The 22521-nt window shown below is 58.2% G+C and carries 21 protein-coding genes and 1 tRNA gene; 16 read left to right on the top strand and 6 right to left on the bottom strand.

Annotated features, from left to right (window positions below):
- Positions 1-124: 124 nt before the first annotated feature.
- The gene (locus tag RBQ93_RS04160) at positions 125-1081 is read right to left on the bottom strand and encodes an ROK family protein (RefSeq protein ID WP_320370764.1); all 957 of its coding nucleotides are present in this window, start codon (positions 1079-1081) and stop codon (positions 125-127) included.
- Between the two features lie 181 nt (positions 1082-1262).
- On the opposite strand from RBQ93_RS04160, the gene RBQ93_RS04155 reads away from it, so the two are divergent.
- The 3 genes from RBQ93_RS04155 (at position 1263) to RBQ93_RS04145 (ending at position 5450) form a co-directional block, all read left to right on the top strand.
- Positions 1263-3521: an NADP-dependent malic enzyme gene (locus RBQ93_RS04155; RefSeq protein WP_320370763.1), complete on the top strand. Its 2259-nt coding sequence runs from the start codon at positions 1263-1265 to the stop codon at positions 3519-3521.
- A 161-nt stretch (positions 3522-3682) separates the two neighbouring features.
- On the top strand, positions 3683-4642 hold the full coding sequence (locus tag RBQ93_RS04150; RefSeq protein WP_320370762.1) for a GTPase-activating protein: 960 nt from the start codon (positions 3683-3685) through the stop codon (positions 4640-4642).
- A 31-nt stretch (positions 4643-4673) separates the two neighbouring features.
- Positions 4674-5450: a hypothetical protein gene (locus tag RBQ93_RS04145; protein ID WP_320370761.1), complete on the top strand. Its 777-nt coding sequence runs from the start codon at positions 4674-4676 to the stop codon at positions 5448-5450.
- Positions 5451-5543: 93 nt separating this feature from the next.
- Here RBQ93_RS04145 and RBQ93_RS04140 read toward each other — a convergent pair whose 3' ends face one another.
- Entirely contained in the window at positions 5544-7388 is a 1845-nt protein-coding gene (locus RBQ93_RS04140) for a tetratricopeptide repeat protein (RefSeq protein WP_320370760.1), read from the bottom strand.
- Between the two features lie 229 nt (positions 7389-7617).
- On the opposite strand from RBQ93_RS04140, the gene RBQ93_RS04135 reads away from it, so the two are divergent.
- From RBQ93_RS04135 to RBQ93_RS04105, 7 genes are all read left to right on the top strand, one after another.
- Positions 7618-8574 (top strand): GTPase-activating protein, encoded by a 957-nt coding sequence (locus RBQ93_RS04135; RefSeq protein WP_320370759.1) that lies wholly within the window; start codon positions 7618-7620, stop codon positions 8572-8574.
- Between the two features lie 28 nt (positions 8575-8602).
- On the top strand, positions 8603-9343 hold the full coding sequence (locus RBQ93_RS04130; RefSeq protein ID WP_320370758.1) for an RNA methyltransferase: 741 nt from the start codon (positions 8603-8605) through the stop codon (positions 9341-9343).
- Entirely contained in the window at positions 9340-9627 is a 288-nt protein-coding gene (locus RBQ93_RS04125; protein ID WP_320370757.1) for a SemiSWEET transporter, read from the top strand. The genes RBQ93_RS04130 and RBQ93_RS04125 overlap by 4 nt, the downstream gene beginning before the upstream one ends.
- Before the next feature lie 48 nt (positions 9628-9675).
- Entirely contained in the window at positions 9676-10788 is a 1113-nt protein-coding gene (locus tag RBQ93_RS04120; RefSeq protein ID WP_320370756.1) for a hypothetical protein, read from the top strand.
- Positions 10789-10818: 30 nt separating this feature from the next.
- Positions 10819-11946: a hypothetical protein gene (locus RBQ93_RS04115; protein ID WP_320370755.1), complete on the top strand. Its 1128-nt coding sequence runs from the start codon at positions 10819-10821 to the stop codon at positions 11944-11946.
- Between the two features lie 71 nt (positions 11947-12017).
- On the top strand, positions 12018-13616 hold the full coding sequence (locus RBQ93_RS04110) for a hypothetical protein (protein WP_320370754.1): 1599 nt from the start codon (positions 12018-12020) through the stop codon (positions 13614-13616).
- A 54-nt stretch (positions 13617-13670) separates the two neighbouring features.
- Positions 13671-14519: a hypothetical protein gene (locus tag RBQ93_RS04105; RefSeq protein ID WP_320370753.1), complete on the top strand. Its 849-nt coding sequence runs from the start codon at positions 13671-13673 to the stop codon at positions 14517-14519.
- A gap of 56 nt (positions 14520-14575) precedes the next feature.
- Here the strand turns inward: RBQ93_RS04105 and ruvA are convergent, their stop codons facing one another.
- From ruvA to RBQ93_RS04085, 4 genes are read right to left on the bottom strand one after another with little or no spacing between them, the layout of a single operon-like run.
- Complete coding sequence (gene ruvA, locus RBQ93_RS04100; protein ID WP_320370752.1) at positions 14576-15175, bottom strand: Holliday junction branch migration protein RuvA; 600 nt, start codon at positions 15173-15175, stop codon at positions 14576-14578.
- Entirely contained in the window at positions 15172-15708 is a 537-nt protein-coding gene (gene ruvC, locus RBQ93_RS04095) for a crossover junction endodeoxyribonuclease RuvC (RefSeq protein WP_320370751.1), read from the bottom strand. Before ruvC ends, ruvA begins: the two co-directional genes overlap by 4 nt.
- On the bottom strand, positions 15709-16176 hold the full coding sequence (gene msrA / locus RBQ93_RS04090) for a peptide-methionine (S)-S-oxide reductase MsrA (protein ID WP_320370750.1): 468 nt from the start codon (positions 16174-16176) through the stop codon (positions 15709-15711).
- Positions 16177-16220: 44 nt separating this feature from the next.
- Positions 16221-16964 carry a YebC/PmpR family DNA-binding transcriptional regulator gene (locus RBQ93_RS04085; protein ID WP_320370749.1) on the bottom strand — a complete coding sequence of 248 codons (744 nt, stop codon included), beginning with the start codon at positions 16962-16964 and terminating at the stop codon, positions 16221-16223.
- Positions 16965-17133: 169 nt separating this feature from the next.
- Between RBQ93_RS04085 and RBQ93_RS04080 the strand changes: the two genes are divergently transcribed.
- The 6 genes from RBQ93_RS04080 to RBQ93_RS04055 all read left to right on the top strand — a co-directional run bounded on the left by RBQ93_RS04080 (position 17134) and on the right by RBQ93_RS04055 (position 22386).
- Positions 17134-17508 (top strand): hypothetical protein, encoded by a 375-nt coding sequence (locus tag RBQ93_RS04080; protein WP_320370748.1) that lies wholly within the window; start codon positions 17134-17136, stop codon positions 17506-17508.
- A gap of 51 nt (positions 17509-17559) precedes the next feature.
- Positions 17560-17634, top strand: a tRNA-Cys gene (locus RBQ93_RS04075).
- A 100-nt stretch (positions 17635-17734) separates the two neighbouring features.
- Complete coding sequence (gene rnr / locus RBQ93_RS04070; protein ID WP_320370747.1) at positions 17735-19969, top strand: ribonuclease R; 2235 nt, start codon at positions 17735-17737, stop codon at positions 19967-19969.
- A 62-nt stretch (positions 19970-20031) separates the two neighbouring features.
- The gene (tatC, locus tag RBQ93_RS04065) at positions 20032-20889 is read left to right on the top strand and encodes a twin-arginine translocase subunit TatC (protein WP_320370746.1); all 858 of its coding nucleotides are present in this window, start codon (positions 20032-20034) and stop codon (positions 20887-20889) included.
- Positions 20890-20985: 96 nt separating this feature from the next.
- Positions 20986-21390, top strand: coding sequence for an Rrf2 family transcriptional regulator (locus RBQ93_RS04060; RefSeq protein WP_320370745.1), 405 nt, complete (start codon positions 20986-20988; stop codon positions 21388-21390).
- A gap of 351 nt (positions 21391-21741) precedes the next feature.
- Complete coding sequence (locus RBQ93_RS04055) at positions 21742-22386, top strand: transglycosylase SLT domain-containing protein (protein ID WP_320370744.1); 645 nt, start codon at positions 21742-21744, stop codon at positions 22384-22386.
- Positions 22387-22521: the final 135 nt, after the last annotated feature.

Below are 22521 nucleotides of genomic sequence, written 5' to 3'. Positions count from 1 at the left end.
AGGACACTCCTTTGACCAACCGAAAATTCATGTCCGGATGCAACCGGACGTTGCAACAGATGACGCAGAGCCTACATAAGTTACGGTATCACCATTCAGCAGAATGTAAACAAGTCTGCCTGAGTCATGCCTCCCCAGCCAGCAGCGCTGCCCCCAGCAGGCCTGCGTCATCTCCCAATGCAGCCTGCCGAACACCCACCCCGGCAAGGATTTGAGCGAAGGTGCGCCGTTGCAACTCCTCCACCAGCGGCACCTGAAACAGGTCAAAACTGGCGGAGACGCCACCGCCAATCACGATACCATCCAGATTAAGCACGTTCAGCAGACCGGCCACAGCGATACCCAGATGCCGGCCAAGCTGGCAAAAGAGCTGGTGAGCATCATGATCGCCTTCCCGCGCCAACTGCGCCAGTTCGGCCGCCTCAAGTCCGCCGCTCAGGCGACGCAGTGCTGTGGCCGACACATACTGTTCCAGGCAGCCCCGGTTACCGCAGGGGCAGGGAAAGCCCTCAGGTTCCACGGTCACGTGACCGAACTCCGCAGCAAAGCCGTTGCTGCCCTCCCACAACCGGCGGTTCAATATCAGGCCGCTTCCCAAACCGGTGCCGATGGTGATGACCATCATCGAATCAAGTCCTTGCCCCGCGCCATACCGAGCCTCTCCCAGGGCGATCAGATTGGCATCGTTGGCGCAGCGCACCGGAAGCTTCAGCTGGCTCTCCAACTGCTCGCGCAGCCCCAACCCTTCCAGAGCGGGCATATTGACCGACGAATGGACCACACCATGACGATCGATCAGGCCCGGCACACCGACCCCCACGCCACCAACCGATAGACCATGGGCATCAGCCGTTGCCATCAAACCGCTCACCCCCTGCTGCAGGCGATCTAAAAACGGCTCACGCCCTTCATGGATCATGCTGAGCATGCGGAAGCGCTGTAACACCTCCCCGCCTGAGCTTATCAGAGCCCCACGCAGATTAGTGCCACCTATATCAATACCAATAAAGCTGTGTAACTTCTCTGCCACCAAACGTCTCCCCGTAACCAGCAGATGTGAACTGCAATTGTAATCCAGCATCAGCAGAGTCGCAACCATCGGAGGCCTAAATGAGACTATTTTTTTACCAGCGAGTGATTGCTCTTGACAGGGTAGACATGATCGGCATAGTGTTCTTTAGTTTTATTAAATAAACCTGCAATTTTCTTGATTAAATCAACAAGTTTTTTACCTGCACTAAATTCTGGAGGCGAGCTAACAGATGGCAAAGACCAAAGGCGCACTTGAATACCATTCCATGGGTCGTAAGGGCAAAATCGAAGTTGTCTCCACCAAGCCCTGCCTGACCGCAGAAGATTTGTCCCTGGCTTACTCGCCCGGCGTAGCCGATCCCTGCCTGGAAATCGAAAAAAACCCCGATGACGTCTACAAGTATACTGCCAAGGGCAACCTGGTGGCGGTGATTTCCAACGGCACCGCCGTACTGGGCCTGGGTAACCTGGGCGCCCTGGCCAGCAAGCCGGTCATGGAAGGCAAGGGGATTCTGTTCAAGCGTTTTGCCGACATTGATGTCTTCGACATCGAGCTCAACACCGAAAACCCGGATGAGATCATCAAGGCCTGCCAGTTGTTGGAACCGACCTTTGGCGGCATCAACCTGGAGGATATCAAGGCGCCGGAGTGTTTCTACATCGAGGAAGAGCTGAAAAAAACCATGCAGATTCCAGTCTTTCATGACGACCAGCATGGCACCGCCATTATCTCCTCGGCTGCCCTGATCAATGCCCTGAAACTGGTCGGCAAAAAGATCGAGGATATCCGGATCGTGGTCAATGGTGCCGGCGCCTCGGCCAACTCCTGCGCCAAGTTGGCGATTGCGCTGGGGGTCAAGCCCAACAACATGATCATGTGCGACACCAAAGGGGTCATCTACAAGGGTCGTACCGAGGGCATGAACCCTTATAAGGCCCTGTTTGCCGCCGACACCCCCTTCCGCACCCTGGAAGAGGCAGCCAAGGGGGCCGACGTACTGTTCGGTCTCTCCGCCCAGGGGGCCTTCACCCCTGACATGGTGCGCAGCATGGCACCCAACCCGATCATCTTCGCCATGGCCAATCCCGATCCGGAGATCACCCCGGATGAGGCGCTGGCCGCCCGTGGCGACGTGATCATTGCCACCGGCCGTTCCGACTACCCCAACCAGGTTAACAACGTACTGGGCTTTCCGTTCATCTTCCGCGGCGCCCTCGATGTGCGGGCAAAATGCATCAATGAAGAGATGAAGCTGGCAGCGGTGCATGCCTTGGCAAAACTGGCCCGTGAAGAGGTGCCCGACTCGGTCAGCAAGGCCTACGGCAATGTCAAATTTTCCTTTGGTCGCGATTACATCATCCCCAAGCCGTTCGACCCCCGGGTGCTGCTGCATGTGGCCCCGGCCATTGCCCAGGCCGCCATGGACACCGGCGTTGCCCGCCAACCGATCGCAGACATGGCCAAATACATCGAACACCTCGAATCGACCCAGGGCAAGTCGAAAGAGATCATGCGGATGATCATCAACAAGGCCAAAAGTGACCCGAAACGGATCGTGTTCCCCGAGGGGGACAACGAGAAGATTCTGCGCGCGGCCCAACTGCTGGTGGATGAGGGGATTGCCTCCCCGATCCTGATCGGCAATAGTATCAAGATTCGCAACAAAATCGACGAACTGGGACTCAATCTGGATGACATCCAGATCGTCGACACCGAAAACTCAAAATATACGGAACCCTACTCGCAGGAGCTGTACCGCCTGCGGCAGCGCAAGGGTATTACCGAGAGTGAGGCACGCCGTATCATGCGGCGCAAATCCCGCAACCATTTCGGCGCCATGATGGTACGGATGGGAGACGCCGACGCCATGCTGTCAGGCATCGACGCCCACTACCCTGACACTATCAGACCGGCACTGGAGGTTGTTGGAAAACGTGAAAATCTTGCCTCGGTGCATGGCATGTATATGATGGTCTTCAAGAAAGGCATCTACTTCCTGGCTGACACCACCGTTGAGATCGAACCCTCTCCCGAAGAGCTGGCAGAGACCGCCATCCTGGCGGCCGAAAACGTCAAGGTGTTCGGTGTTGAGCCACGGGTAGCGATGCTCTCCTTCTCCAACTTCGGTTCGGTGCAGCACCCCCACTCCGAAAAGGTGCGCCAGGCCGTCCAGATCGTAAAGGAGCGGGCGCCAAATCTGATTGTTGATGGCGAGATGCAGGCCGATACCGCCGTGGTACAGGAGCTGCTCGACCACTACTCGTTTTCAAAACTGAGCTCCCCGGCCAATATCCTGATCTTCCCGGATCTGGATGCCGGCAACATCGCCTACAAGCTGCTGGCCCGTCTGGGCGGCGCCGAGGCGATCGGACCGATCCTGATGGGGATGAATAAACCGGTCCACGTCCTGCAACGCGGTGATGATGTGAATGAAATCGTCAACATGGCCGCCATTGCCGTTGTCGACGCCCAACAAATACGCGCCTGATATCCCTCCAACCTGCCGGGGGCCCTTACCCCGTCCCCGGCAGGCCTTTGCTACGCCTCCTCCATACCAAATATTTTTTTGACAGCACCGCTGTGCTGCTCTATTGTTACCACGTTGTGCTCAACGGTAACATCAACTGATACCAAGCAGGAGGCGCTTCCATGTTTCAGCTCCCAAAGGGCAATCCCCTTTTTGAAAATCTGGCAGTCACCAAGCTGAAGCTGACCGATGTAGTCACCAAACTGGCCAACGGAAGCTTCAGCGGCTATGCCAGTTTTACCTTTCCCGGCGCGACCGGCATCCTGGTCTTTGAAGCAGGCAAGCTGATCACCACCTTTTACAAAACAACACAGGGACAGCCATTAAGCGACTTCGAAGCCATGACCGCCCTGGCTGAACAGATGGCAAACAGTGGCACCGGCACCATGGACGTCTATCGCCTTTCCAAGGACCTCACCATGTGCGTCAACTCGTTGCTGCAGGGTGAGGTGCTCTATCGCTCCCAGGAGTTGGTCCTGATCGACATCAAGAACCTGCTGGAGCGGATCAAGAACGAACGGATGAACGGTTGCCTGCGTATCTACACCGATGAAAAGTCAGCCATGATTTTTTACAAGGAAGGCAACCCGCTGGGCTTCTTCCATGATGGCTCGCAGGACATCGACTCCTCGCCGGGCGAGTCCCATCAACTAGCCCAGGACCCGAAAGCCAAACTCGACCTGTACACCTCCGTCAGCGCAGATGAGCTGATGGCCCACGACTTGCTGGATGTGATCAATGTGGCCAAGATCTGGGATGCTGCCGTGGCACGCAAGCAGGCGGAGTTGGAGCGCATGAACCGCGAGCTGGCCGAGAAAGACCGGATGCTGTCCCTCAATCTGCTCAATGATCTGGAAAACCAGATCCGCAACGTCTATGTCGAGTATGTCGGCACCGTGGGTCGCGGGATCATTGACAAGGAACTGACGACGGCAGGCGGTAATACGTGTCTGCAGGATCCAGAGCGTTCGGAACAGTTTGTGGCTGCCCTGGAAAAGGCGGCCAAACTGCTGATTAACGTCAAAAAGATCACCGAGATGAAAGAAAAGATCAACGCCCTACTGACACAAGCACGGGCCTAGAACTACAGTTTCTGTACCAACGGGGGATATGATGGAACTAGTGCTGGAGCAACTGCAAGGGATTCCCACAATCTACCTTATTCAGCTCGTTTTCTGGCTCCTGGCCGGTGTGATCAGCTTTATCTTCAGTCTCGGCAACGCGCGGATCTGGACCAGTATCTCGATGGGCTTCTTCCTGATCCTGGTCAGCCAGTTCTACCTGCTGAACAAGCTCTTCTATACCCCCACTGTGGCTACCTTTACCTATATCACCGGCACCGTTGCCATCATGTTGATCACCCACGGTTTTCTTGAATACTACGTCTTTTGCCGCACCTTCGAGATCACCGGCCGCAAACAGACGGTCTACCTGAGCACCATGCTGCTGTTGCTGCTGTCATGGGTCTTCCTGAGCATCAACCCTGAACCGAGCATGTTCACCGTGCGCAATGTCAAGATGGTGGAAAATGCCATCTGGGTCTTCCTGACCCTGATGAACCTGGAGATCATCCGCAAGATATACTTCTCCATCAGGGACTCGGCCATTGCCAAGGCCTTTATCTGCTTCGGCGTGGTGTTTGTGCTGATCTTCCTCTGGAAGGGTTCGGAGCTCTACCTGCAGGTCTTCCAGTGGGACCGCCTATGGGGCAACATCGCCTTTCAGCTTGATCTTGATGAACTTGAATTCGACCATGCCATCAAGCTGGACGACTCGGAAGACTACTGGCGACGGATCAGCTTTGCCCGCCAGGTGTATGATTATGCCGGTATGCTGGCAGCCATGGCGGTATCTGGAACCTTTGCCTTCCTGTACCGTCTACTCAAGTAACCACGCCTCTCCGTTACAACAAAATGCCCCGCCCACCGCAACCGGTGACGGGGCCTTTTTTCGTTTCAAAGCACCAGATGCTGGGCCGTTACATCATTTCAGTTCGAAATCAAGCAGGTCATCCTCATCAAAATCAAACCCGTCGCTACCATCGCCCGCCTGCTGAAGGCGCGTCTTCACATCACGAAAAGCAGGATTGGCAGCCTCTATCTCGCCGTACATCCGGGCGGCATCACTGGCACGACCACAGGCCTCACAGGTTAGCGCCAATTCGTATTTGATGGCGCTGGTCTCTTCCAATGAGAGCCCCGGCGCTGCCAGCAGCGACTGCAATGCACTTTCCGCCCGCGCAAAATCACCCTTGTCACGCAGACAGGCCCCCTGCTGGATCAGGCACTCCACCCGCCGTGCTGGGTCGTCTGCCGCCTGCCGAAATTCGGTGAGCGCCTCATCAAAGAGCCCCATCTCGCGAAAGGCCATGCCCAAGTCATAGTGTGACTGCGAGTCGCCGCTTTCAAGGCCAGCTCCGTACTTGACCTTGCCCGGCGCGGTATCGACACTGTCGAAGATATCGCTGACCGTATCAAACCAGTTTTCGGTACTGACCGTCTGCACAGCTGAAGCAGGGGGGGCCGGCGCATCATCATCAAGGTCCAGCTCGATCTCGATCTCGTAAAGCTCATTGGCCGGCTGCGACGGGGCCACTTTCGGCTCTGCGGTTTCCGGAGCAGCTGGCTGCGGCACGGTCGCTTGCGGCTGCTGAGGCACAGCCTCCGGCTCCATCTCAAGCGGCAGATCAAACTCGACTTCCGGCTCTGCAGCCGGTGCGGCCGCTGGCTGCTCCTGCTGCGCCGGTTGCTGTCTTTTAGAGCCAGACAACGAGGCCAGTGACGATATCTTTGCCGCGAACTGGTCGGCCGCCTCATGTTCACCACAGGCCCGGCAGGCACGAATCAAGCCTTTGATAACACGCACATCGATCGGGAGCAGCTTTTCAAGCTCCAGATACAGCTCTTTCAGGCGCGGAGCGGCGTTGGCGGCAATAAAGGACTTTTCAGCCGCTTCCAACTGCAGCACCACGGCTTCAGCGTCCTGCTCAAGCAGCTGGCAGCGGATTAACTGCTCACGGGGAGCCAGTTCGGCGGGGAAAAACTTGATAAAATGCTGACAGGTGGCCTTGAGCTTGCCGCTGTTGTCAAGACGGTCATAGGCCAGCAACAGTAATTTCCAAACCCACAGTTGTTGCGGGTCAGACTTCAGCAGGGAGTGCAACAGCTGAGCAGCCTGTTCTCCGTTGCCTTCATCAATCTGCTGCTCAAGCACAACACGGGCCACGTCGCCCTTATCCGGAAACAGCTGGCTGACACGTTGCACCAGCCGCCGGAATGAGGCTTCGTCACGACGTTCCGCCACCAGTCCGGCCAACGCGGTAAACACCTGGTAGGCTTCATCAAGGCGGCCCAGCTGGTGCAGCACCTCGGCCAGCTTGAGTCGAATATTGACATTCTGGGGATCGGTCTTCTGCATCGACTGCAGGACAGTGACCGCTTCGGCCATGTTTTCAGTACGTTCGAAGTACTCAAAGGCCTTTTTGTACTCGGCCATGGCCTGAGCCACCAGACCATGCTGCTCGTTCAGCGAGGCCAGGGTCAGGGTAATCGTTATATCATCGGGAAACAGCTTTTCGATCTGCTTGTAGACGGCAATCGCCTTGAGGTAAAAGCCGTTAGTGGCCAATGCCTTTCCCACCGCAAGAAACTCGGTGCGTGCGTCCTCGAGCCGGTTTACGCGAATGAGCAGCTCAGCCAGGCGCTGACGGACCCGCTGATCCTGAGGATCAAGCGCCAGCGCCTCCTGATATATCTTGATCGCCTTGTCCGTCAGCCCTTTTTGTAAAAGCTTCTGGGCCTCGGCCAGCAATTTTTCTTTTTTGCTCACAGACACTCCCGACAATGCGCGGATAGCAAGGGGGCTGTCGCACCCGCCCGCTTATCACGCAAAGAGTCATAAAATAATTTAATACATGGTTATTGTCAAGTTTACACGCTGCGTTATACGCTCTGCTACGACTGGGCAAACCCTTTGACATGCCCTGCGAAATACAGTACTCAATAGCCTGCATCGTGACTGCGCAGCTTATGTACAATTCAGGAGGATGGCAGTAACCATGTTGATCCTGCCGCGGTCCAACCCGCTCTACGAAAAGATTCCAACCAACCAGGCAAAACTACCTGACATGCTGAACAAGATGGCCAGCGGCGGCTTTACCGGCTACCTCAGCTATCTGTCGCCAACGGCAGAAGCCTATGCACTCTTTGCAAAAGGGTCCCTGATCAGCATCCTGCTGCTGGAGGGACAGCGACGCAAAACCGGCTTTGACGGCATTGCGGCCCTGTGTGAACTGGCACTGCGCCACGAGGGAGTGTTCAACATCTACCGCATGACGACCGATGTCGTGATGTGCACCCACGCACTGCTGCATGGCGAGCAGGTCCTGCAGCCCCAGGAGGTGCGCACGGTCGACCTCAAGGCGGTGCTGGAGCGGATGAAGCTGCAGACCCTGAACGGCACCGTGCTGTTTGCAGCCGCTGAACGCAGCGCCATGATTTTCTACAAACAGAGCCTACCGATCGGTTTTTACCATGACGGAGCCCGTGAGGTGGAGACCTCAGCCCTGGAATCGCAACGAGTTGCGGCCCTGCCCGGCGCCACGATCGAGATTCGCAGCAGTCCCCCCGTAACCGATCTGATGCTGCACAACCTGCTGGAGATGGTGAACATCGATCGCCTCTGGGACTCCGCCCAGAAACGGACCGCAACCCAACCGACTCCCGCGGTCGCCGCTCCCCCTGCCGAGGAAAGCACAGACCACCAGGCGCCGTTGCAGGAGATGGTTGATGACCTGAGCGAGATCGCGCTTGCCTACCTGAGCCGACAGGGGTCCCCAATGCTGGAACGCCTGCTGACAGCGGCAGGAGGCAGCACGGTACTGCTTGACGCTGGCAAAACAGCGGCGTTGCTTGCCGATGTTGCCAAGGAAGGTCTGACCATCGACCCCGAGGCCAAGATAGATGAGATGGTCGATCTGATGCAGTCCGAGATTGCCGGTCGGCTTTCTGTCTAGGATCTGCGTACTGCCGCAGGAGCAATCGATGAACACGCTGTTTGACACTATCGTGGTGGTGCTGGTGGAACCACAATCGCCCGGCAATATCGGCATGGTCTGCCGCGCCATGAAAAATATGGGGCTGACCCGCCTGCGACTGGTGGCCGGCTGCGACCACCAGCATCCCGATGCCATTATGTTCGCTGTTTCCGCCCGTGATCTACTCGACCGTGCTGAGTGCTACCCAACCCTGGCAGCGGCCCTGGCCGACACCACCATTTCCGTCGGCACCACCCGCCGCACCGGCAAGTATCGCCAGGAGCTGCTGACGCCGCCCCAGGTGGCCACCACGCTGCAGCAGCGCGGCGACGGCATCGCTGCGCTGGTCTTCGGGCGCGAAGACCATGGCCTCTCGACCGAAGAACTCTCGCTGTGTACCCTCCAAGCCACCATCCCCTCCAATGACGACTGCGGTTCTCTTAACCTGGCCCAGGCGGTATTGATCTTCTGTTACGAACTTTTTGGCGTTGCCGATCACGGCCCTGCCTGCCAGCATCGCGAAACCGCCCCCTCAGGAGAGCAGGAAGCCTTTTTCACCCACCTTGAAGGTACACTGGCGCGCATCGGTTTCCTTAACCCTCAAAATCCGGCCCATATGATGCGCTATCTGCGCAGGATATTCTTTCGGGCCGGCCTCGACAGCCACGAGGTTTCCATGCTGCGCGGCATGCTCTCCCAGATTGATTGGGCAGCCGGAGGCTTTGACGGCCGAAAGAAATCGTTGTGAGCGCCACCTGGATCGGCCTGATAGCGGGACTTTTGACCAGCATTGCCAGCGTGCCGCAGGTGGTCAAGACCTGGCGCAGCCGCCATGCCCGTGATCTCTCTATCTGGCAGCCGTTGCTGCTCTCGGTGGGGGTTGCATTGTGGCTGATCTACGGTATGCTGATTGGCGATATCCCTTTAATCTTGGCAAACATTACCCCATTACTCTGCAATCTGGCTCTGACCGTCATGAAGACTCGATTTAAAGACAACGATCCCCCGCCAGTTCCAGACTGCGGTCACTGACGGTTGTAGACCACTAACGACAAACCCGACAGACAGGGAGGTTCGAACATGCAACGAATACTGGTACTGGCAGCAGGCCTGCTGCTGATGGCGGTCACCACGGCAACCGCCAACCCGATCACGGTCACCGGCGAGGGAGACAGCAAGGAGCACGCCCTGTCCGCAGCGTTGCGCCAGGCGGTCGAACAGGGGGTCGGCACCCTGATCAAGTCTGAAACCACCGTGGTTGATTCAGCCCTGGTGGATGACAAGATATATTCCCGCAGCAAGGGCTATGTCAAAAGCTACAAGATCCTCAGAGAGCAGAAGACCGACGAAGGGGTGGCGCTTACCGTTTCCGCCCTGGTGGACACCAGGGTCCTGAAGGAAGATATGGCCGATGTGCTGAAAATCCTCGGGGCCAGTACGGCAGTCAACAACCCGCGCATCCTGGTGGCATTCAGCACCAAGGACAAAGACCGTATCTTCAGCGACAAGGAGTTTACGGAAGAGGTCTACAACGGCATCGTTGAGTCCCTGACCGATCAGCAGTTCCGGGTGGTGGACAAGGCCGCTGCCGAGCAGTTCGGCAGACAGGTGAGCGACACCCACGCGGTCGACGTTGACCTGAACAAGGCAGCAGCCTACGGGCGCAAGTACCATGCCGAGTACACCCTTTATTACAACGTCAGCGGCGTGGTCCGCGAGGGCGCCGTGGGCAAGAGCGTACTGCTCAACATCAAGACCCAGCTGATCGACAATACCCGTGCCCAGGTCATCACCAGCAAGAAGATCGAGCAAAGCGGCATGGGCCAGACCGTTGACCAGGCCCTTGAAAAAGCAGGCCGCGAAGGCGGCAAGAAGATCGTCACCCCGATGATCGACGTGCTGCAGCAGGAATGGATGGACATGCAGCAGAACGGCGCCTTCTACACCATCGTCATCGACGGACTGGACGACCCGGAGCTGATCGCCCAGTTCACCGAGATGTTCGAGAAGTTCCCCCTGGCCAGCCAGGCCCGTGAGGTTGAATCCGGCGGCGGTATCACCACCTTCGAGGCCCGCTACAAGGGCAAGCGGGACCGGCTGGACCGCGATGTGCTGCGAACCGCCAGGGAGCTGGGCTGGGTCCTTAAAAAAGTCAGAGCTGAAGGCGCACGCAGCACCTGGAAACTGCTGTAAGCGATCGAAGATGCAACCAAGGAGGGTATGATGAAACGCATAGTGCTGGTGTTGTTTGCCCTTGGCCTGCTACTGGCGCCGCTGCTGGCGGCAGCCGAAGTCCGTACCTACACCGAAATGGTTACCGTCGCGGTGGAGGATGACGAGTATACCGCCCGCAAAAAGGCTGAACAGCGGGCCCGAGAACAGGCCCTCGAACACTACCTGCGGGATGTCTATCCCGACCGGGCCGCTACCCTCAACCTGACCGGCGACGAGCAGTATATCCGCGACCTGGAGATACTGGAAAGCACTGTCAGCGGGTTCTTCGGCAAGGAACTGCAGGCCAAGATCAGGGTCACCATCAACGAGGAGGCAGTACGTGCCTACCTGAAGCGCCAAGGCGCCGTCACCGGCAGGAATGAGGAACGGCGCATTGTGGTGATGCTGATCCCCGGCAAGATGGATTCCGGCGACGCGCCCTTCGTGCTGGACAACGTACGGGCTGAGGTGCGACGCAGCCTGACCGCGGCCGAGTACACGGTGATCGACTCCGACGACGAGGTGGTACAGCAGGCCCTGACCGAAGAGGCCGATTACAACAAGATGGTCAAGCATATCAACAGTATCGCCGAAAAACTGGCCGACCGTGGTGAATGGCTGGTGCTGGGCAAGGTGGATGTGGACGTGAGCCAGGACGGCAGCATGAAGTCCTACCACGCCCTGATGACCGGCAAGACCGTCAGCCTGGCCAGCCGTGACCTGCTGTGGGAAGGCAACGTGGATGGCCTGGCGCGGGTACGGGCCACCGAATCCCCCAAGGCGGCCCTACGCCTTGCTGCCGTCAATGGCGGCAAGCAGTTTGCCAAGGAAGTAACCACCGCCCTGAACACCAAGACCCTCACCCAGGAACGGCGCGGCGCACGCTATGAAGTGGTTATGCCCACTGCGGGCAACTACAAGCTGGAACGCAAACTGATCAAGCTGTTTAACGACGAGATCGCCGGACTCAAGAACGTCAGCCAGAAAGGCCGTGGCAAGGGCGATCTGGTGCTTGATCTGTACTATGTCGGCAAGATCAGCGATCTGGTTGACCTGCTGCTCGATACCTTCGAGAAAGATCAGCAGCTGCAACGCTGGAACCCGCAGATTGACGGCAACAAGGTTATCTTCAAGTAATTAAAACCCTCGTGCCCCGGCCGGGATGGCTGGGGCACGGCACCAACTACCTGTCGCAGGAACGATTTGCTATGGCTGCACACCAGACAACGCTCTGCATAAAAACTGTTGTACTGCTGTGCGGACTGCTGCTGGCGCTCCAACTCAGCGGGTGCGCCACAGCCACCTCCGGCCTGGAATGCGGTGTTGAATCACTGAACCCGACGGTCATGGGCGCCGTCGATTCCTTTGAAAGCGCAGCCCTGGCCATCAAACTCTCCAACCAGGTATTGCTGGAGATGCCGATCAGCGAACAGGACAGCTGGCCCGACAAACTGTACGGCGCACCGTCCGGCAGCGGTATGCTCAAAATGGGACTGTCACTGCTGGGCGCCTCACAGGGGGTGGCCGTACCGTTTGAGATCGATTCCACAACCGGCCTACCCCGCCCCACCAGCGCACTGTACCTGTTTCTCAAGGAACGGGAGCAGATGCTCAGCAAAGAGGCCAGCCGCGAAGATCTGCTCTTTTTCCGTACCCAATCACCGCGAGTAATCGCCCGCGAAATTCCGTTCCACCGTCGACAACCCACCACTGCCCTGATTGACGAACATGTCTACCGCAACCCGTTGATGGCCTTTGGCGTCGTCACCGCCAACCGTGAGGAGATGGTCAGGGTCCAGCAGGATCTGGATCTGCTGGCGCAAGGCTTTAAGCAGTGCGATGCCTGGGTGCACGCATCGCGTGAAGGTGATATCAAGCCGGCCGCCTGCCGCGACCCGGCGCTCACCTCAGCTGCCCTTGGGGCGCGCATCAAAAAGGCATCCTATTCGCCTGATCAGCCTACTCCAGGTATCGCGTCAGAGGTGCCGATTGATGACCAACAGCCGGTGGTCAGTCCACCGCGCGACCTGCGCGATGCCCTTAACGACAATAACTCCAACCGTTCGGGGCGTAAAACGTCGTCAAGCACGCTCAAGAACAAAAAGACAGCCTCTGCGCCAGCCAGGGCAAGAACCAACCACAGAGGCACCAAGCAGACAACAGCCGCAAACAAGCGCAAACAGTCGCAGCCTCCCCAAGAGACAAGTCGGGGGATAATCTACGTCAGCGAACAGGACCGCCAGCTGTCGGAAAAAGGCGAAGAGCTGGCCACCATGCGCCAGAATTACGGCAAACTGGCCAGCCGTGTTTACGATGCTGCCGTGGCTGGCGCTGATTTCAGCGTCGCCGCCCTGGTCAAGATCGGCTGCGCCATCGTTAATGGCGCACGGGCCTTACCCAACATTGAAGAGGAATTCAAGGGGGCTCGGGGCGTCTACAACCTGGTGCTGGTGACGTCACGGGTCAAGATGATCATCAGCGCCTTTGGCTACTACAAGAATAACCTCGGGCTCCAGTATACCGCCTACACCGCCATGTACCAGCAGATCAAGGGTACCTACCCGGAGCTCAAAGACGATGACCCGAGTGCAAAAACCAAAACGGCCCAGGCGCTGCAGCGCATCCAGCTGGCAACGGCTGAACTGCAGCTGCTAGAGCCCAAGCTGCAGCTGCTGGCCCAGGGCCAGTTGAACCAGTTTAGTGATGACGATTTGGCGCGTCTGCAACGACTGGCTGCGCTCTACCCGGACCAGCACGAGCTTCGCGACGACCTGCTGCTGGCCTGGTCTAATGTCTATGCCGATTAAACGACGGTACCCCACCGGGTATCGCCGTCTCCATCACCGTGTTTGGAGGGCCTGATGCAACAGATATCCTACCTTAAACTGAGCCTGACCGTTCTTTTTGCTGCCTTGATTGCCGGCTGCGCAGCTACGCCCGCCGTGGTCTATGTCAAGGAGGCCCAACAGGTCACCACCCAGGCCCTGGAGCCGGTCATGCTGGAATCGTCCGAACTGGAGGCCGACCTCAAGCTGCCCAGGTTCAGCAACTACTTTACAGCGGACCAGGCTGACGACTTCATGCGGATCATCCAGACCGAAATCGCCAACACCAGACGCTTCACCCGGGTGCTGCTCAACGCGTCGGAAGGCGACACGTACATCATCCAGCCTCGCCTGGACCGGATCGACGAACTGGTCACGCCGATCGCCGCCGACCCGACCCGCAACCGCCTGACGGTCAAGGCCCGCACCCGCCTGGACGTGCTGCTGGTCAACCAGCGCAACCAGAAGGAACTGGTCAAGTCGTTCTACGACGAGCGCCGGATCGAGCAGCGGATCTCCAAAAAGATTCCGATCACCCGCGAGCTGAAGCAGGACTACGTGCTGCGGGCGGTCACCATCTCGTTCCGCGCAGCATCAGACCAGTTGGGCAACGCCTTCAACCCCAGCTATGAGATCGGCACCATCAGCCGTATCAACGGCAGGATCGCCTATGTCCAGATCAACACCTCCAAGCTGCGCAAGGTTCCAAAGAAACAGCAGGCGATCGAGGTGATCGATGACGACAATCAGGTGTTGGCCAGCCTGGGGGAACTGCAGATCGAGGATGGTACCGTGTCGGGCAGATTTTTTGAAAAGGGTGGGGCAGCCATCAAGGAAGGGCAAAAAGTCAGGGCACGGATCAACGCCATGCTGCTTGATCAGTAACCCACGCAAGCAGCAACGGACAGACCAGAGGGGGAGGCTGATTGCCTCCCCCTCTGTTATTTCATCAACACCTTCAGGGCCTGTTTCAGCAACTCTTCCACCGAGCCGCCGGTTGCGGCATTCACCTCGGCCAAAGCCTTTTTGACCTGCGCTTCCTTATAGCCAAGATTGAGCAGCGCCGAGGTCACGTCATCCAGCAGACCCGTTGCCGGCAGGGTCCGTCCCACCGCTTCGGCCGGGCTGGCACCGGTATCCAGCTTGCCGACCTTGTCCCGCAGTTCCACCACCAGCCGCTCGGCGGTCTTTTTACCGATGCCGGGAATGGCTGACAGCTTGTGCAGATCGCCCTGCTGCAAGGCCGCTGAAAGGTGTGGAGGCTGGATGTTGGAGAGGATATCCCGGGCCAGCTTGGGACCGATACCGGACACCGAGATCAGCAGCTGAAAAAACCCCTTTTCGGTGCGGGTGCGGAAGCCGTACAGCTGGATGGCATCCTCACGTACACTGGTGTGGATGTGCAGGCTGACGGTGCCTTCTTCCGGCAGCTCGTAATAGGTGGAAAAGGGGATCATCACCCGGTAACCGACGCCGTTGACATCGACAATCAGGTGATCCGGGGATTTGTGGGCGATCTGCCCGGTCAACAGTGCAATCATGGTCGGTAGTTCCTCCAGGAACCGGTGCGACGGGAAGTTAGCACCGCAGGGCCGGTCTGTTGTCGCAGACTATGGGAATTGATGTGGCAGACCGCCACCGCCAGGGCGTCAGAGGCATCGGCCTGGGCCACCTCAGGCAGCCCCAGCAGGGCCTTGACCATCTTCTGCACCTGTTCCTTGCCTGCCCTGCCCTGCCCCACCACCGCCTGCTTGACCTGCGAGGCGGTATATTCGGCCACCGGCAGGCCGGCATGCACCGCAGCAGCGATGGCGGCGCCCCGCGCCTGGCCGAGCTTGAGGGCCGCACGGACGTTTTCAGAGACATAGACATCCTCGATGGCCACCGCATCGGGACGGTACTGGGCGATCACCCGGCTGAGTCCTTCGAAGATCAGCCGCAGGCGTTCCGGAAAGTCAGCGGCCTTGTCGGTGAAGATGGCGCCGTTGTCCAGATGCAGCAGACGGCTGCCCTGCTGTTCAACAAAACCATAACCGGTAATACGGGAACCGGGGTCGATGCCGAGTACTCTCACCTAGAAGCCACATCCCCCACTGTTTTTTTGCAGATATTTCTGGTGATAGGCTTCTGCTTCCCAAAAGGCAGCAGCCGGCAGGATTTCCGTCACCACCGAACGCCGGTAACGGCCGGAAGCGTCAAGGGCGTCCCGCGACTCCTCAGCCTGACGACGCTGGTGCTCTGAATGGTAAAAGATCGCCGAGCGGTACTGGCTGCCGACGTCCGGCCCCTGTTGGTTGAGCTGGGTCGGGTCATGGGCCTGCCAGAAGACCTTCAGCAACTGCTCGTAACTGATGGTAGCCGGGTCAAAGGTGACTTCCACCGCCTCAGCATGGCCGGTGCTGCCGCTGCAGACCTGCTGATAGGTGGGCTGCTCCAGATGGCCGCCGGTGTAGCCGACCCGTGTGGCCGTCACACCGGGCAGATCGTACAAGGATTCTTCCACACCCCAGAAACAACCGGCAGCAAAGGTCGCCTTTTCCATAGCATCGCCTCCAAACAGTACGGGGCCCTCAAGGCCCCGTTCCATCACATCATCTTTTCCATCTCATCCGCTGAAATATCGAAGTTGGCGTAGACGTTCTGGACATCGTCGTTGTCCTCCAGCTTGTCCATCAACTTGAGCATGCTCTCGGCCTGCTTACCCTCCAAGGGGACCATGGTCTGCGGAATCATAGTGATCTCGGCGTTCTGGCATTTGAAGCCCTTGGCTTCCAGCGCCTCACGCACCTCGATGAACGTGGCAGGGTCGGTCGTCACCTCGAACTGTTCGTCGGCCTCGGCCACATCATCGGCCCCGGCCTCCAATGCCGCCTCGAACAACTGATCAAAATCGACGCTGCGGTCATAGACGATCAAGCCCTTCTTGTCGAACATCCAGGCCACACAACCGGTCTCGCCCATGTTGCCGTTGGCCTTGGTGAAGACGCTGCGCACCTCGGATACCGTGCGGTTGCGGTTGTCGGTCATCACCTCCACCAGCACCGCCACCCCGCCGGGACCGTAGCCTTCATAGACGATCTCCTCGTAGGTGACCCCCTCCATGCCGCCGGCTCCCTTTTTGATGGCACGCTCGATATTGTCTTTGGGCATGTTCTCGCCCTTGGCCTTGTCAATGGCGGTCCGCAGACGGGGGTTGGCTGCCGGGTCACCACCGCCCAGCTTGGCGGCGATGGAAATTTCCTTGATCAGCTTGGTAAAGATCTTGCCGCGCTTGGCGTCAGCAGCCCCTTTTTTGTGCTTGATGGTACTCCATTTATTATGGCCCGACATTCCCTGCTCCTTGCGATAAAATCTGACGCTGCCCTGTCGGACAGAAGGTAATTTTTTTAGCATGCGCTCCCAACGGCTGTCCAGAGCTAAAATACGCCGGCAAGGCTGGACAGACAGTCCGCATCCTGCTAATCTTGCGACATTACCGCCTGCACAAGGGATCACAACTATGCTCCGTCAGTCAAAGATCTGCCTCCTGCTACTGGGCATCAGCCTGCACCTGTTGCTAAGCGGTTGTTCGGCGATCCCGATCAGCACCGAGTTGGGCGATCCGCCACCGATCCTGTCGCAGGATGAGCTGTTACGACCCTACGTCACCCTGGGCAGGATCACCATCGTACGCGAGGTCTATTTTACCGACTACGCCATTGAACCGAACCTCCAACAATGGGGTATGCAAGCCCTGCGGACAGAGGCTGACAAAATGGATGCCGATGCCGTAATCCTGCCGGAGATCACCAGTCGGGCCATCACCATTGTCATGTTTCCCGCCTTTCCTGCCAGCGAATACCGTGCCAGCGGCGTGGCGATCAAGTTTAAATAGTATTGACAAAACAACCGAGGAAAACGTATATAAACAATTCTTCACAATAACGGCGACGTAGCCAAGTGGTAAGGCAGAGGTCTGCAAAACCTTTATTCAGCGGTTCAAATCCGCTCGTCGCCTCCATAAGATCAAGGGGTTAGCCAAAACGGCCAACCCCTTTTTTGTTTTTGTGCTATAACCCGTACCAACATCAAATTCCCTGCCTGAGCATGAGAGGCCCTGCATGCAACTTTCCCAAAAAGAGATTCTCAACCTGTTGGCCCATGACGAGCAACCGCTGCACTTTGCCGGCCTGCTGCGGGCCTTTGGTGGACGCCATATCAAGAATGAACTAAAACGCCTGCTGGATGACCTGATCGCCAGTGGTGAGTTGGTCCGCCTGCGGGGCAACCGCTACAGCCTGCCAGGGGCGGAGACCAGCGGCACTGTACACGGCAGCATCTCGGTACACCGTGATGGGTACGGCTTTGTCGCACCGGAAGGCGGCGGCGATGATATCTTCGTGCCGGCCAAGACCGTTGGCGGCGCACTGCATGGCGACAAGGTCTCGCTGCGCACCGAAAAGAGTCGCATGGGACGCGGCAAACTGGAGGGGCGGGTGGTGGCGGTGCTGGAACGGGCCAACAGCCGGATAGTGGGCCGCCTGGAAGAAAACCGCCGCGGGGCGATCCTGGTGCCGGAGGATATCCGCATCGGCACCTTCTTCGCCATCCCTGCCAAGGCGAAAGCCAACGCCGTAGATGGCCAGCAGGTGGTGATTGAGGTCACCTCTTGGCCGGTTGGGGGACGACCGCCCGAGGGCAAGGTGATCGAGGTGTTGGGCTGGCCCGACGATCCCCAGGTGGAGGTGCAGACCATCATCCGCCGTTTTGACCTGCCGCACCGGTTCGAAGCGGCCACCCTGGCCGAGGCGGAGGCCGTACCGGCCCTGGTCGGCAAAGACGACCTGAAGGACCGGGTGGACCTGCGCAAACTGCCGACAGTGACCATCGACGGCGAGACTGCCAAGGATTTCGACGATGCGGTCTCGTTGCGCGCCGAGGGTGACAACTGGCGGCTGTGGGTCTCGATCGCCGACGTGTCACACTATGTCAAGCCCGGCTCGCAGCTCGATCAGGAGGCCTACCTGCGCGGCACCTCGGTCTATTTCCCGGACCGCTGCATCCCGATGCTACCGGAACGGCTCAGTAACGGCATCTGCTCCCTCAACCCCCACGTCGACCGACTGACCATGACCGCCGAGATGCTGTTCAATCAGGCCGGACAGATGGTGGAATCACGCTGCTACCCCAGCGTGATCAACAGCGACGCTCGCCTGACCTACACCCTGGTCAAGCAGGTGATCGTGGATGGCGACGAAAAGGCACTTGGAGAGCATCGGGCACTGGCGCCAATGCTGCTGCAGATGAAGGAACTGGCCCTGATACTGATGGCGATGCGCCGTACGCGGGGCAGCATCGACTTCGACCTGCCGGAGCCGGAGATCATCATCGGCTTGACCGGCCAGACCGAGGCGATCATCAAGAGCGAGCGCAACCTGGCCCACCAACTGATCGAGGAGTTCATGCTGGCCGCCAACGAGGCGGTGGCACGCTTTGTCACCGATCAGCAGCTGCCGTTCATCTACCGGATTCATGAACAGCCGGACCCGGCCCGGCTGGCCGACTTTCGCGACTTCATCCTGCCCTTCGGCTTCACCCTTGAACTGCAGGGGGATAAGGTGGCTCCCCGCGCCTTGCAGCAACTGATCGCCGAGGCTGAGGGCAAGCCTGAGGAACGGATGGTCAACTACGGCCTGCTGCGCTGCATGAAGCAGGCCCGCTATGCCGCCATTAATCTAGGCCACTTCGGACTGGCCTCCGCCTGCTACACCCACTTCACCTCGCCAATCCGTCGCTACCCTGACCTGATCGTCCATCGGCTGTTACGACTGGCCCTGGCCCATGCCGAAGGCAGCCTGAGTAAGCAACAGCAACGGGAACTGGACCGGATCGGCGCTAGCCTGTCCGAGGCGGCCGAGCATACCAGCAAGCGGGAACGGGTGGCCATGGAAGCCGAACGGGACATCGTGGAACTGAAGAAGCTGCAGTTCATGCAGAGTAGGATCGGCCAGGAGTTTGACGGTTTCATCGCCGGGGTGGCCGGTTTCGGCTGCTTTGTTGAACTGACTGAGGTCTTTGTGGAAGGACTGGTGCATGTCTCCACCCTGGCGGACGACCTGTACCGTTTTGAAGAAAAAGATCATGCCCTGGTGGGCCGGCGCGGCAAGGTGTTACGGATCGGCGACCCGGTGCGGGTGCGGGTGGTGGCGGTCAATCCCCAGGCCCGGAGGATCGAATTCGTGCTGGTGACCCACGCGCCGGCCCGCCATGACGCCCCGAAACCGCGACCAACCGCCGAAGAATTCCCACGTGTACCAATCAAAGGCAAACGCCCCAAACTGATCGGTCGTCGCTAGTTGCAGAGCGTTGCCGGCTGTGATAGCCTGCCGCTGGCTCTATCTTACCCTGCGGAGTAACCATGTCAGAAGAACCATCCAAGGTCTTGCCGTTTATTGAACATCTGGTTGAGCTGCGCCGCCGTCTGATCATCATCGTAGTGACGGTCTTTATCGGCATGGGCTTTGCCTGGAACCTGTCGGACGAAATCCTGGTCTACATGGAAAAGCCGCTGACCGGCATCACCTACATCGATGCGGCCAAGCACCGCATCTACCGCTACCTGCAGACCAACTACCCGGCCATCTACCAGCGGGCAGACCTGGAAAAAGAACTCAACAAACCACGCAAACAGCATGCCCTCAACTACACCAAGCCGCTGGAGCCGTTCTTCATCCAGTGCAAGATCTCGGTTATTGCCGGCTTTGTGCTGGCGCTGCCGGTGGTATTCTACCAGCTGTGGTCCTTTGTGGCCCCGGGCCTGACCCGCCGCGAACGTAAGCTGGTGATCCCATTCATGCTGACCGGAACCCTCGCCTTCTGTATGGGCGCGTTGTTCTTCCTGACCACCATCTGGCCGTTCATCATCAATTTTTCACTTTCCTACGAAACCGAGGGACTGCGCAGCTGGCTCTCCCTGTCGGCCTATGTTGATTTCTGTCTGCGGCTGATCCTGATGTTCGGCCTGATCGCCGAACTGCCGGTGCTGACCTTACTACTGTCCCGTTTCGGCCTGGTCAGCTACCAGTTTCTGGCCCCCAAACGAAAGTACGCCCTGCTGCTGAGTTCCATTGTGGCTGCCTTTCACTCCGATCTGGTGACCATGTTCGTGATCATGATCCCGATGTATATGATGTATGAGGTCAGCGTCTGGGTGGCCCTGATCTTTGGCAAGAAGAAAGCCGCCCCACCTGCCACCCCCGAACCTGAAGCGGCCTAAAATACCAGGGAACATGCCGGGGCGCTAACCGGACTTGACAGGTCTTTTAAGGACAGGCTATAAAGAGACTATCACAGTCCTTTTTAGGAGCCCTCCATGATGGAGCTGACCCGCAAGGGTGATTACGCCATACGCGGCATTGTCTATCTGGCCGGCCAACCACTGGACAAGATATCCCTGTTGTCCGATATCGCAGCGGCGGTTGATGTGCCCCAGACCTTCCTGGCCAAGATATTTCAGCAGTTCAGCAAATCAGGCATCGTCAAGTCGTATCGTGGCACCGGCGGTGGTTTTATGCTGGCCCGTGCGCCGGAGCAGATCACCCTGCTGGAGGTGGTGGAGGCGGTGGAAGGGCCGATCACACCCAACCGTTGCGTGGTGGCGCCTGGGGAGTGCGAGCGGGACAGCTTCTGTACCGTTCACCCGGTCTGGGAACAGGTTAAACTACAGATCCGCCAGCTGTTGGCCGGCATAACCCTCAAGGATCTGGCAAGCAACTGAAACACCTCTTTCCCCGCACAAATAAAACAGCTTTTCAGAAATACAACAGACATAACATCTCAATTTTATTATTAAAATTAATTTTTTCCTTGACCTTTGCTGTGCAAGTCTGCTAAACAAGCGTCACCTTCCGAAACAAACCGGAAGCAGCCAAAGTCCCGCGCTCGTCACGGGACTTTTGTCGTTTCGGCACCCCAGGTGTCACTATCCCGTTTTTACGAAAGGAGCAACCGCCGGACCTCCAGCGTACACCTCATGACAACGGACCCACTGGTCCGGCACCAATCTGTCCAGCCTTCCCTACTCTTTACTATGCCAAAACCAATCATTCGACAAAAGATCAGCTGTGTGATGGCCGTCATCACACTCTTCTGGCTGCCGGTGCTGTTCATGGCCTGCAGCGGCGACACCGCACCCAAGGCATCACATGCGGCCCTAGACAATAACCTCCAAGAGACCTCCCTGGAAAAAGAGGTCCGCACCCTGATGGAAAAGGGGATCAGCCTGGAGGAGCGCAAACAACAGGTGCCGGTCATCAAGCAAACCTTTGCACGCCTGACCACACCCGAGCGCGCCCGTAACCTGGCCGCACTCTGCTATCTGAAAACCCTTGGCACCCCTTTCAGCCCGCTGGATCTGGCTGAGATCGCCCTGGCCGAAACCGGTGGCCATCGCCTTTCTTCCAAGGCCACCTCCTCAATGGGGGCCATGGGTGTCTGGCAACTGATGCCCCGCGAGGCCCGCAACCACGGCTACTCTCCCTCAGAAATGCGCAACGACGAAAAATGCGCCGAGGCAGCGGTTCGTACCCTGCTGAGCAAGCTCACCGTGGCCAACGGCAATATGGACAAGGCCAAAAAATTCTACTGCGGCACCGGCCCCCAGGCCGAGGCCTACCTGCGCAAGATACGCTCCATCCGCAGCTCACTCACGGCTGAGATCAAGCGTTCAAACGCCCAGTTTGCCATGAACGACAAGGATTCGGCAGTACAGTAACCGCACCGGTACGCAATACAGACTGAACCTGCAGCACGCCCCTGAGGGATGGTGGACACCCACCGTCCCTCAGTCCATTTTGGGCAACAACCACCAATCTCACATAAAAGCTGCACACCGGTTATAACCACCCCA

The sequence above is a fragment of the Trichlorobacter sp. genome, assembly GCF_034008105.1.
GTDB lineage: Bacteria > Desulfobacterota > Desulfuromonadia > Geobacterales > Pseudopelobacteraceae > Trichlorobacter.
This window is presented reverse-complemented; position numbering and strand designations above follow the sequence as displayed.